Here is a 12,460-nt window from a genome sequence, read left to right on the forward strand (position 1 = left end):
GTTTGCTCCTTAACGAGTCATCGAAATACCAGAAGCTTTTTGCTCCAGCATTCTTTTTGCCAAATCCACAATTACCGCAGCCGCTTCAACCGGAGGCGTTCCGCCTCGATGGATATTTGAAATGCAGGTGCGATCAGCTTCTACGGTGGTTGCCACTCGTGGCGAATAGACTGCATAGCAGGAAAGGCTTTCCGATTGCCCCAATCCAGGGCGCTCACCAACCAGCAAAATCACCACTTTCGCGCCCAGTAATTCGCCAATCTGATCTTCAATTTTCACGCGGCCATAGCGCACAAAGAACGGCGTGCCAACGTTCATCCCTGCAAGTTCCAAACCTTTCAGCAACGGCGGTAGGATCTCGTCATAGTTAGCTGTGATGGCATCAGTCGATAGCCCATCAGAAATAACCACCTGCACATCAGGATTGGCTTTGCACTGGGTTTTCAATGTTTCTATTGCACTGGCGCTAAGGCATCGCCCCATATCTGGACGAGTGAGATACAGGTTTTTGTCACTGATTTCAGACTGCACTTCCAGTAGGCCATGCTTTTGTACCCACTCCAGCGGCACCTCTTTTAGTACCGTATCTTTGGAGCGCGAATGGTCAGCCAGAAAACGCAGCAGTGCCTGAGTACGTGGACGAGGGCCTGCGCGGCCAGTACATACTCGCGCTGCCGTGCTGCTGCGCAACTCTTGCAGCACATCAAGGCGATGCGGATTGGTCACGCCAATCCACTGCTTAGCTTCTTCAGAACCGAGATCCATAGAACAACACTCAACGTTATCTGCACTGGCTGCTGCCGATGCCGGTTGCGTAGCAACTTCGACCTGCCCCATGCGTAACATCACGCTGCGCACAATCTCTTCTATTTGTTTTTGATCCATGATGATTCACCTCAGAAATCAGAAAAATAGCGACGGATCACCGGCGCGTGCGGTCAAGCGACCATTTGCCATCAGCCCCATTGTTTCAAGCCAGCGCTCAAACTCCGGCGATGGGCGCAGATTCAATAACTGACGCACCGTGGCGGTATCGTGAAATGCAGTAGTTTGATAGTTGAGCATGATGTCGTCACCCAGCGGCATCCCCATGATGTAGTTACATCCGGCGGTCGCTAGTAGGATCATCAGGTTTTCGTTAAGGTTTTGGTCGGCATCAGCATGATTGGTGTAGCAGCAATCGCAGCCCATTGAGATCCCGCTCAGTTTGCCCATGAAATGGTCTTCCAAACCGGCGCGAATGATCTGGCGATCGTTATACAAATACTCTGGCCCGATAAAACCCACCACGGTATTAACGATGAAAGGATCGTAGTGATGCGCCAAACCGTAGTTGCGCGCCTCCATCGTGACCTGATCGGCACCGAAGTTAGCGCCAGCAGATAGCGCAGAGCCTTGTCCAGTTTCAAAGTAGAGACAATTGCTACCTGCGATGCGGTTATATTCCGCGCCCACTGCACGCGCTTCATCCAGCATTGCCAGCTCAACACCGAACTCTTTCAGCCCTTTTTCACTACCACAAATACTTTGGAAAATCAGGCCACCCGGTGCGCCGCGTTTAATCGCTTCAATTTGGGTCGTCACATGCGCCAGCACGCAGCCTTGGGTCGGAATTGAAAACTTGTCTATTACACCGTAAATGGTATCTAACACACGGCTCAGGTTATCGACATCATCGGTCACTGGGTTAACCCCGATAACAGCATCGCCCAACCCAAACGAAAGCCCTTCATAAATTTGCGCCACGATACTCTGCACATCGTCACGGGTATCGTTAGGTTGTAAACGGGCGCTGAAGGTGCCAGGAAGACCAATCGTGGTATTGGCTTTCTTAATCACCGGCATCTTTTTGGCACCGTAAATCAAGTCAGCGTTGGAACAAATCTTGGCCACCGCAGCAACCACCTCGGAGCTTATCCCTTTGCGTAAAAAGGCAATATCGTCCACGCTGGTTTCATCATCAAGGATGTATTCTCGAAGTTCGCTGATATTCCAGTTTTTCACTCGGGCATAGGCAGTTTCGTTGATGTCATCTTGAATAATGCGGGTCACGCAGTCTTCTTCATACGGGATAACCGGATTCATACGAATATCCGCAATCGTCATCTCTGATAGCACCTGCTTGGCCGCTACGCGCTCTTGCGAACTTCCAGCCACCACGCCAGCCAACACATCCCCCGAACGCAGTTCGTTGGCTTTCGCCAGTACCTGCTTCACATCCTTGAACTGATACGACTTACCAAATAGTTGTGTTTTTAGTTTCATAATGAGATTCCCTTAAGAAGGAAAAGCCAGTGATTTGACGGTGACCGGCACCACTGCACCGCCAAATAGCGGTGTGCCGATATCAATGTAATCGCCGGTTCGGGTGATCACTTCATCGATCACCGCCAGCTGACGTTGTGCCATCATCGGCCGCAGCAACATGCCCAACGCTTTGCCAAAGTCTTGGCAGGCGACGACCAGCAGCGGATGTGGATTAGGAAAATGAGCGCAAAACGTCTGCAAAGCTTCTATACACTGCTGCACCGAGGCATAGCTCACGGGCAGTTCAGTGGGTAATGCCAATGCATAGAGATCTTGCTGTGGCTGTAAATCCATTTGAGTCAGCGCTTGCAGCCACTCGTCTACCAGCAGTGCAGCGTTACCTCCAGCAGGATGAACCACCGGAATATTGCGAATGGGAAGCGAGAGACCATCGAGCCAGATAGTGCTGCCAGAAAGAGAAAGCGTATGTGCACCCGCACCAATCACGGTGGCACGCACGGTTTGATTCGGAACCTGCACCGGTAGTGTGGCAAAACCGGGATCGTTGTGAATGGCTTGCGCCAGCAGCGGACCAATATCGCCAAACCGGAATGGGTTATCGTTTTCACCTGCACGAAAACACTCGCCTACGCCGCCAGATAACGTTAAGGCATACAGCGAATCACATACGGGTAAGGCATCAGTCATCAGCAGTCGCTGAGCCAGTGAAGAAGGTGCGCCATTGAACACTTCTAATAGCAGTTGCGCCATGCGTGCAGCTATTTGATTGAGCTGTATTACCGTCAGGTTTTCAACATTCACCCCATCGCCAAACAGAGAGTCGGCAATCCATTGTCCGGCAGGATGTGCACGTAACACGTGGCCATCAGAGCGAGTTTCAAGCAGTCGTCCCCCCACGTTTAAACAGGCGGAGCTGATAACGCGCCCTGCTTCAAACAGCACGTAGTTGGCGGTGCCACCACCGATATCAATATTCAATACCCGCGCCATTTTTTGCTCGGATAAGGTCTGCGCACCAGAACCGAAACCGGCAATTATCGACTCCAAATGTGGGCCGGCGGTGGCGACAACAAAGTCACCTAACCGTTGAGATAGTGCCACGATTGCCGGACGCGCATTGCGGGTTTTTGCTGTTTCACCGGTGATGATAATGGCACCAGAGTCGATAGTTTCCGGCGCAATCCCAGCAGCCTGATACTGAGCCAATACTAATGCTAGCAGCTCTTCTTCCCGCAGGAAGCCAGCGAAATCAACCGGTGTAAACAACACTGGGCTCTGCCAAATAATCTCGCGCTTCACGAACTCATAGCGGGGAACCTGAGAAATAGACGCACGGTTCACCAACGACAGGCGAGAAAAGATCACCTGCGTTGTGGTTGTGCCAATATCAATGCCGACGCTAAGCAGTTCGAGAGTTTTCACGCTAGGACTCCTCTGACACTGGTTGCACAGCGTCGACTGCAACGTCTTCCCCTTTCGGGACCAACATCATTGCCACACCGATGGCAGTTACCCCACCGACCAACTTGCCAACGATCATGGGGAAAATCATGCTAGGCATATTCGCAGCGGCAAAGCCAAGGTGATCGCCCAAAGCAAAGGCCGCTGAGACGGCGAACGCACAGTTGATTACTTTGCCGCGCGCATCCATTTGTTTCATCATGCCAAACATTGGGATGTTGTTTGCCAGCGTCGCTACCATACCGCCCGCCGCCATATTGTTAACCCGCAGCAATCCACCAACGCGCATCAACGGTTTTTCAAACCAACGGGTTAGCAGCAATACCATCGGGTATGCACCCAACAGTACGCAGGAGATAGAGCCGATGACTTCGATCGCACGCATAACCTGGCCGGGCTTATCACCTTCAGTCATGAAGATCGGATCTAGACCTGGGATTATCGTCCAACCGACGGCAAATTTAGCCACCGCCGCCGCTAAACCAACGGTGATGATCGCCACCAAAATCTTGGCAAAGATTTGAAAGCCGTTGATCATTTTCTCTGGAATCAGCTTCAACCCCAGCGCAACCAGCGCCGCCACGATCAGTACCGGGATCATGTTCATCAGGATCAGGCTCATCGTGAATACCACCGGTTGGCCGTTAACTTCCACGCCGGAATACATCGCCACCAGCCCACCAGCGATACAGCCAATCGGAATGGTGACAATCCCCGCCAACACACCTAGAGCCAAATAGCGGCGATCTGATTTTTCGATAATTCCCAACGCCACGGGGATCGAGAACACGATGGTCGGCCCCATCATGGAACCTAGGATCAAACCAGAATAGAGCCACGCTGCAATATCTCCGCCCGCCAACTCTTTAGCGAGGAAGAAGCCGCCCATATCACATGCCAGCAGCGTACCTGCAAACATTGATGGGTTGGCACCCAGCATTTCATAAATAGGAATAATGATTGGCCCAAGCAAGTAAGCTAAAACGGGTGCCAGCGCGGTCATACCGACCATCGCCAAGCCCAATGCGCCCATTGCCATAAAGCCTTCTTCGAATTGCCCCCCAGAGCCGGAAATACTCTTTCCCAGCGAGCCGAGGCCAACTTTGCCTAAAATCTGTTCCGAGCCGCCAAACTGGGTAAATATGCGATCCACTGCCGCAATCAGCATGAAGATCATCATGATGTACATGATAATTTCGTTAATGCCCATAGCCTGTTCTCCTTCAACGCCTGTTTTAGTCAACTCACGAGCCCCGATACAGCGCCACGATTTGAGCTTCAGTGACGATGCGTGGATTACTTTGAATGCACACGTCTTGTAATGCTGCACGAGCGAATTCAGCGTAGTCAGACTCCTGCCCGCCATAGCTCGCCAGGTTTCCGCCTAACCCCACATCTTCAATCAACTGCGCTATTGCGCGAATGGTGTCTGCCGCATCCAGCGTTTCACGCGTGAGAGCATGACCAATTTCGGCAAAAGTTCTTTTGCAAACCAATCGGTTAAAATCCATTACCTGAGGCAACATAATGGCGTTCGCCACGCCATGTGGAATGCCATATGCCGCCCCAATCTGATGTGCACAGGCATGACATAGCCCTAACCCAGCATTGGAAAACGCCATACCTGCCATGTAGGAGGCCAACATCAGCGACTCACGCGCGGCCAGATCCTGTCCCATCCCTACCGCTTGCGGTAACGCCTGACCAATGAGAGTAATCGCTCGATACGCCAACGCGCGCGTCAACGCCGTGACGTTAATCGCTACGTAGGCTTCAATGGCGTGAGTCAGCGCATCAATGCCGGTTGCTGCCGTAATGTGTGGCGGCACACCGAGCGTCAAGCAAGCATCAATAATGGCCATGTCTGGAATGAGCATGGCGTGAACCAAAACCTGCTTACGGTGCTGGGGCATGGCAATAATGACTGAAACATTGGTAGCCTCCGAACCTGTTCCTGCAGTGGTAGGGATCGCAATTAGCGGCAGGCGGCGTTTGAGACGTGATGACGGCGTGAGCTCAGCAAAATTGAGCGTTGGGTTTGCTGCCTGTAGCGCAGTGGCTTTCGCCGCATCCAACACCGAGCCACCGCCCAGCGCTATCACACCGTCACACCGTACCTGTAAAAGCTGCGTGGCAGCCGTATGAACATCAGTATCGATGGGTTCCCCCGGCGGGCATGCCCAAATCTCATACGCCACCCCGCTCTGCTCAAGACTGCGCAGTAAAACTTGCGTCATTCCCGCCTGATGTAACCCACCGTCGACCATGAGAAATACGCGCTCAATGCCGCGATCGACTAATGCCTGCCCACAACGGCTTACCGCTCCTGGGCCCATCAGCGTGGAAGGCGGCACGGCGAACTCCCGAACCTGACGCGAATTCAACATATCCAACGCCTGATAAAGCGCGGTCTGTACTAACTCGCTGGCCGGAATATCGTGCAACGATGAGTTATGCATGACACCCCTCCCCTTCGCGAATGCCGCAAGCGGCAATCGCCAGCGGTGTCATGAAGATCGACTGAGGTGGGAGATGGATATCGAGGAGTGGGAAACGCTGGGTAAATAACGCCTTAACCCCAGGTTGCATACAAGAACCGCCTGCGAGCCACAGTTCATCGACGTGGTGCCCTTGCATATGCTGCGCAACGATATCAGCCATTTTTTCATAAACCGCGCGCACCACAGGCCAGATATCTGCACCCCGCTGGCGCTTCATTTGCTCGGCGTCGTCCAACTGAATGCGCTGATTTCCTGCCAGCGTGAGGGAAATATGATGGCCACCGGTGGCTTCATCGCCGGAGTAAACCACTACGCCTTGCTGAACGATGGCAATACCGGTGGTTCCACCGCCAATATCCACCACTGCTGCATGCGTTAACCCCATCATATCGGCCACTGCGGTAGGTTCATCCAACACTTTAGTGACGGTTAGCCCCGCCGCTTCCAATACGTTGATTGAAATACGGGGATCTGTACCCGGCGGAAATGACGTCGTGGCACGGTCAAAACGCCAACCAAATTGAGCCTCTAAAGTATCTAAGTGCTGACGTACAATCGTGACGGCACCAAAAAAGTCCCACACTACGCCATCTCTAACCACATCCGCCCAGTCCAGACAAACCGCCACCGGAATAGCGTCCGCATCCACCACCATCGACACCACGTCGCAGGTGCCTAAATCAATGCCCAACCAAAGTGGCTGGCTGGCTTCTATTGTTCCGGCAATTCCCTGATGCAGTTCTGCTGCACGTAACAAACGCGGATGAAGCCATTCCTGTGCGGTTCGAGTCATTTACGCCTCCGTTATACGATGCGGAATGTATCCACCAGCACACAACGGCGCAGACGGACAAAGGTTCTCGCAGAAGTCACACCCTCACCCGTTGGCGTGGTAATGGTCATTGAGGTCCAGCCTTCTCCGCCAAGCCCTAATCCTGCAATGCAAGGACCGTTTTTGACAAAAATACTGGTATCAATGGCATTCGCCATCTGATTGAGGTTTTCAATATGGCGCGAATGCATGGCCGCCGTGTGATGACAACCGCCTTCCAATTTCACCGCCAAAGCAATGGCCTGCTCGACATTACCCACACGAATCACAGGCAATACCGGCATCATCATTTCCGTTACGGCAAAAGGATGCGAAGACGAGGTTTCAGCCAGCAGCAAACGGATGTTCACATCAACATCCAATCCAATCGCCGCTGCGATTTTGGCCGCGTCACGCCCAACCCAATCACGGCAAACCGTACCTTTGCCATGCTCATCAATGTTTTTCAGCAGCAGAGGCACTAGCTGTTCTACCTGCGCAGAGCTGAGTAAAAACGCATGCTGAAGTTGCATTTCAGCAAGAAGCCGATCGGCCACGCTGTCGACAACAATTAACACTTTTTCATCGGCGCAAATGATGTTGTTATCAAAAGAGGCACCGTGCACGATAGCGCGTGCCGCGCGTGGGATATCGGCAGTTTCATCCACCACCACCGGCGGATTACCCGCCCCCGCAGCAATCAGACGTTTGTTCGTGTGTTTGCGTGCAGACTCCACCACGGCTTCACCGCCGGTAACCACTAGCAGGCCAATACCGGGATATTTGAAAAGGCGTTGAGCAGTATCAATATCTGGATTTGCCACTGTTACCATCAAGTTGGCGGGGCCACCTGCGGCAATCACGGCCTCGTTAAGCAGCGTGATCGCGTGCTGTGAGACTTTTTTTGCCGCAGGATGCGGCGCGAAAACTACACTGTTACCAGCAGAAATCATGCTGATCGCGTTGTTAATCACCGTTGCCGCCGGATTTGTGGACGGTGTTACCGATGCCACCACGCCCCACGGCGCGTTTTCAATTAACGTTAGGCCGTTATCTCCGGTGAGTACCTGTGGTGCTAAGCATTCCACGCCTGGTGTTCCACGAGCCTGAGCCACGTTTTTGGCAAATTTATCTTCAACGCGCCCCATGCCTGTTTCTTGTACGGCCATTTCCGCCAGTGACTGTGCGTGCTTTTCAGCCGCATGGCGGATAGCTTCAACCGCTATCTTGCGCATACTCACGGTTTTGAGGCCGCACTGTGCCGTTCTGGCGGCAGAAACGGCGTCATCAAGCGAGGCAAAAACGCCTGTGCTATATACTTGAGTATCTGGCTTCTTAGGTACGGATGCTGTTGCCACAGGTGCTGACGCTATCCCTGCCAGTACCGCCTTCACCACTTGTTCTATTTCTTTCTGATCCATGTTCACTGTCCGCCCCGTTATTTATGACGGCTAATGCGTTAGCCACCAACTGTGGGAAATTACTTATGGAAAATCACCTGACTCTCCATCACGACTTCGTCTACGATGCCAATGATGCTTAAATCGACGGGTGATGCCTCACTGTGTTGCGCACGGCGTGCGGAGCTTCCCCCCACCACCAGCACCCATTCACCGTTACCTGCGCCAATACTGTCGGTTGCGACGCTGCACTCTCCGCTCGGTTCACCCTGACGGTTGATCGTCTCAACCAGTAGCAGCTTGTCGTGCTCAAGTCCGGGATGCCGCACGGTACATACGATCTGTCCTATCACGACGGCCAGTTTCACGTTTATCTCCTTACTATTTTTAAAACGTTTTGCATAAACGCAGAGCAAAGACGTCCCGCACCGCCCGCAGGCAGCAAAAAATCTGGGTAGATAAAATGGCGTGACGTCAGATTACGGCGTCACGCGAGCAACGATTAATCCAGTGGGTTGTCGCCAGACATTTTGATAGGGAAAATTTCTTCCAGATCACCATGCGGACGTGGAATAACGTGCACAGAAACCAGTTCACCGATACGTTGTGCCGCAGCAGCGCCCGCATCTGTTGCGGCCTTACATGCGGCCACATCACCACGAACCATTGCGGTCACCAAACCGCCACCAATCTGCTTCACTCCTACCAATTTAACGCGAGCAGCCTTAACCATGGCATCCGATGCTTCGATCAGTGCGACCAGGCCCTTGGTTTCAATCAATCCTAATGCTTCCATGATATATACCTCTCAATGAGATCCCGTAGGGACCGGTTAAAACCACCCTTTTACTTGGTGCCGCAACGTGAGCTACACACCAACTAATTTGGGCATACCGCCATTTCTGGCTGGAGTTACGCAACAGCAGATGCGACTCCATTTGCTTTTGCTGGTGTTACGGACAATGAGCATTGCGTTTGTGCCACCAGCACCAGTTCGATAATTTCACGTGAGCTACACCCGCGTGATAGGTCATGCATAGGTGCATTAAGTCCTTGAATCAACGGCCCTAAAGCACGATATCCGGCCAAGCGCTGAGCAATCTTATAGCCGATATTTCCTGCCTCAAGTGAAGGGAATACCATCACATTAGCGCGCCCTTCCAGTAAGCTATCTGGCGCTTTTTGCCGCGCGACCGCGGGTACAAAAGCCGCGTCAAACTGTAATTCGCCATCAACAATCAGCGTCGGTAAACGCTGGCGAACTATCTCAGTGGCCTGTTGAACAGATGCCACTGCCGAATGCTTGGCACTTCCACGGGTTGAAAACGAAAGCATCGCCACGCGAGATTCAGCCCCCGTAATCATTTGATACGTTGCAGCGCTGCTTATGGCGATATCTGCCAATTGCGCTGAGGTTGGTTGAGGAACCACGCTGCAATCGGCAAAACCCAGCACCTCGTCACCTTGCGGAGGCAGCATTAAAAATAGGGATGACAGAGTTTTGGTTCCTGCCTGAAGCCCCATGACCCGTAACCCTGCGCGTAATACGGCAGCGGTTGACGAGAGATTTCCGGCAATGCATAAATCAGCTTTACCGCCAGTCACCATCGCAGCAGCAAACCACAGCGGCTGACGCATTTTCTCGTCACAGTCTGCGGGCGTTTTCTCACCCAAACGCTGCGTTAGACGCTGGCAAAACTCATGGTGCCAATCATCGGCATTTTGCGGATCAATCACCGTCATGCCGTCCAATGTTAAGCGCTGACTCAGTGCGAAATGGCGTAGAGCAAAGGGATTCGCCAGCAAAATTGGCTGAGCCAAACTGTGGTGTAATAAATAATGAGCGGCTTCCAGCACCCGCTTATCAAGAGCATCAGGGAAAACCACCCGCCGAGGATGGCTTTGCGCCATCCGCCGACAGCGATCAATTAACATGAGCTGCCCCCACTTGCGATCCTTTGCTTAAGCTGTTCAGTGGTAGGCAATGCACCTGGGTGCATATTTTGACGCACGCACAGGATCATCAACACATACACCGCACTGGATAAGCGATTAAGAGCCTGAAGCAAATCAGCTTTGTGCACATGGTAATCGGCACCGATAAAAACCTGAGCCGCCGTAATTTCAGTTTCTCGCACCGAGACACGCAGTAAATTTAGTAGCGCGACTTCGCGCCCCTGGGTCACATCTGGAACAATGTGATCGTGCCCGAGGTATTTGAGCGGTTGATGCGATAAACGGTGAAGTTCATCTGTGCTCAGCCCCACAATTTTTTGCGCAGCCAAGGGAATATCCAAGGCATCAGCCCGCATGATATTACCGAGTAACGAGCGAATATCTGCCAGCCAATACTGAGCAGAATCAAGCATTTTCAACTCATTTTGCAACCATACGGCAATAGCGATGGTGGCATCTAAACGAGCGCGAAAAGCTAAACGCGGATCGTTTTTTGCGACCATAACCTGCGCATTGAGATGAGTCAGCGTATCGGGCTTATGCATCACCGTCTGATGACAAAGCTCACAGCTTGCAACCGAAACGCTATCTTGGCTGGTAAGCCCATGTACCGCCTGCAACTTGGGGATCTTGGCCGTATCGTCGCTTTCCATTAATGCTGTGGGCGATGTATCAAGTGATGGGGCAACAAATAATCGCCCTTGCTCATCCTGAAATTTCACCAACAGCCGATGTCCTTCTATCAGTTCGCGAGCCGATGGCGTCATGCGGCTATCTGACGGCAAACGAATTTCACTCCCTTCGCTCAAGGTATGATTAGCGCGTAACCAGTCTTCGGTGATAAAGGTTGTCATAGGTGCCCCTGCTTAGCATTCCTGCCAGTTAGCGGGCCATGCCACGTATAAAAAGCGCACATGGCTGGTCGTACCGAATTCAATGCTGGAACCGCGCGGGATAAACATCACATCGCCCGCTTTGCCCACCAGCGTTTCACCTTGATGGCGGATGTGCAGTTCGCCTTCCAAAATCATGTCAATTTCGTCGTAGTTCAGCGTCCAAGGGAAAAAACCGTTTTCCCACTGCATAAACCCTGCCGCCATGCTGCTGCCGTCTTGAGCGGTGATCAGATCAGTAAGCCCCACCTGATGCTCTTTCGCACCGTCAAAACGACCAAACATTACGGAAGATCCATCAACCACTTTGATGCCACCTTTGCCCGTAACCGAGCGAAAACTTGGCTGAGTAGTATTTGGCGGCGCAACAGACTGGTTCTGCGCGCGCTGCTCCTGCTGCACTCTTTCGATAAGTTGGGATAACAACGTTTCAGTCACGCTGCCTTCAGGTAACTGCGCCAAGATATGCTCACGAATACGCTGACGTTCAGCGATTGTGTTGTCATTTTCCGCTGCGGTTACCTGAACATCGGCAGCAGTTGGTGCTGAAGGTTCGGCGGTTAGTTGCTCGATAATTTTGACGTCCAGTTGCTCTGCAACCACTCGCGCCTCTGGCGTCACGATGTAATCGGCCAACACGATATCAATACTCTTTTGGCCTTGAGCTTGTGCGGTGCGAATGTCATTCGCCGTGATCAGTTTTTTCATCATTTAACCCTTTTGTCCTGACCGTATTGTTCAGTCAAAAACGCCTTAAACGCTTCCAGGCTGGTGCTCGAGTTACTGTTCACCACGAACATCGGAGGCTTGAATCCGACCTCTGCCAGCATTTGTTTTACACCTGCCACATCTGCGTCGGGTAAATCGGCTTTGCTGATTACGGCAACGCGCTTCAAGTGGGAATAGATATCCAGCAAGCCTGTTGGAATGCGGCATTCAGGATCGTTGGCAGCGTGAACATAAATCAACAATTCGCACTCGACCAACGTATTAATTAATGCGTGATATAAGCGTGGGTGACTAAAATATTCTCCGGGGGTATCAATATCACCCTCGTCGTTAAACTCAATGGCCTGCGTTTTTCTCGCCAGAGAGTAATCTCCCCGTAACGCATTAAATAACGTTGTTTTTCCGGCACCAACGGCACCAACAAAAATAGTGCGCATCATC

Annotated in this window: 13 protein-coding genes; all 13 read right to left on the reverse strand. The window is 52.2% G+C overall.

Features of this window, described 5'->3' with window-relative positions:
- Positions 1–9: 9 nt before the first annotated feature.
- Positions 10–885 (reverse strand): ethanolamine ammonia-lyase subunit EutC, encoded by an 876-nt coding sequence (eutC, locus tag A6J67_RS22490; protein WP_042569134.1) that lies wholly within the window; start codon positions 883–885, stop codon positions 10–12.
- Between the two features lie 18 nt (positions 886–903).
- A complete protein-coding gene (locus A6J67_RS22495) occupies positions 904–2,265 on the reverse strand; it encodes an ethanolamine ammonia-lyase subunit EutB (protein ID WP_005189856.1) in 1,362 nt (453 codons plus the stop codon).
- A gap of 12 nt (positions 2,266–2,277) precedes the next feature.
- Positions 2,278–3,690, reverse strand: a complete 1,413-nt coding sequence (gene eutA, locus A6J67_RS22500) for an ethanolamine ammonia-lyase reactivating factor EutA (protein WP_105165866.1) — start codon at positions 3,688–3,690, stop codon at positions 2,278–2,280.
- 1 nt (position 3,691) lies between these two features.
- Positions 3,692–4,939 (reverse strand): ethanolamine utilization protein EutH, encoded by a 1,248-nt coding sequence (gene eutH, locus A6J67_RS22505; protein ID WP_005189864.1) that lies wholly within the window; start codon positions 4,937–4,939, stop codon positions 3,692–3,694.
- Positions 4,940–4,973: 34 nt separating this feature from the next.
- Positions 4,974–6,188 carry an iron-containing alcohol dehydrogenase gene (locus A6J67_RS22510; protein ID WP_032907289.1) on the reverse strand — a complete coding sequence of 405 codons (1,215 nt, stop codon included), beginning with the start codon at positions 6,186–6,188 and terminating at the stop codon, positions 4,974–4,976.
- Positions 6,181–7,023: an ethanolamine utilization protein EutJ gene (gene eutJ / locus A6J67_RS22515; protein ID WP_005189870.1), complete on the reverse strand. Its 843-nt coding sequence runs from the start codon at positions 7,021–7,023 to the stop codon at positions 6,181–6,183. The genes A6J67_RS22510 and eutJ overlap by 8 nt, the downstream gene beginning before the upstream one ends.
- 11 nt (positions 7,024–7,034) lie before the next feature.
- Positions 7,035–8,462, reverse strand: a complete 1,428-nt coding sequence (locus A6J67_RS22520; RefSeq protein ID WP_042569132.1) for an aldehyde dehydrogenase family protein — start codon at positions 8,460–8,462, stop codon at positions 7,035–7,037.
- Between the two features lie 59 nt (positions 8,463–8,521).
- Entirely contained in the window at positions 8,522–8,809 is a 288-nt protein-coding gene (eutN, locus tag A6J67_RS22525) for an ethanolamine utilization microcompartment protein EutN (RefSeq protein ID WP_032907291.1), read from the reverse strand.
- Between the two features lie 134 nt (positions 8,810–8,943).
- Positions 8,944–9,237: an ethanolamine utilization microcompartment protein EutM gene (eutM, locus tag A6J67_RS22530; protein ID WP_005189879.1), complete on the reverse strand. Its 294-nt coding sequence runs from the start codon at positions 9,235–9,237 to the stop codon at positions 8,944–8,946.
- A 116-nt stretch (positions 9,238–9,353) separates the two neighbouring features.
- Positions 9,354–10,376, reverse strand: coding sequence for a phosphate acetyltransferase (gene pta / locus A6J67_RS22535; protein WP_032907292.1), 1,023 nt, complete (start codon positions 10,374–10,376; stop codon positions 9,354–9,356).
- The gene (gene eutT / locus A6J67_RS22540; protein ID WP_080608437.1) at positions 10,370–11,251 is read right to left on the reverse strand and encodes an ethanolamine utilization cob(I)yrinic acid a,c-diamide adenosyltransferase EutT; all 882 of its coding nucleotides are present in this window, start codon (positions 11,249–11,251) and stop codon (positions 10,370–10,372) included. The genes pta and eutT overlap by 7 nt, the downstream gene beginning before the upstream one ends.
- 12 nt (positions 11,252–11,263) lie before the next feature.
- Positions 11,264–11,998, reverse strand: a complete 735-nt coding sequence (gene eutQ, locus A6J67_RS22545) for an ethanolamine utilization acetate kinase EutQ (protein ID WP_005189890.1) — start codon at positions 11,996–11,998, stop codon at positions 11,264–11,266.
- Complete coding sequence (gene eutP / locus A6J67_RS22550) at positions 11,998–12,459, reverse strand: EutP/PduV family microcompartment system protein (protein WP_032907294.1); 462 nt, start codon at positions 12,457–12,459, stop codon at positions 11,998–12,000. Before eutP ends, eutQ begins: the two co-directional genes overlap by 1 nt.
- Position 12,460: the final 1 nt, after the last annotated feature.

Source organism: Yersinia sp. FDAARGOS_228 (assembly GCF_002073315.2).
In the GTDB taxonomy this organism is placed as follows: domain Bacteria; phylum Pseudomonadota; class Gammaproteobacteria; order Enterobacterales; family Enterobacteriaceae; genus Yersinia; species Yersinia intermedia.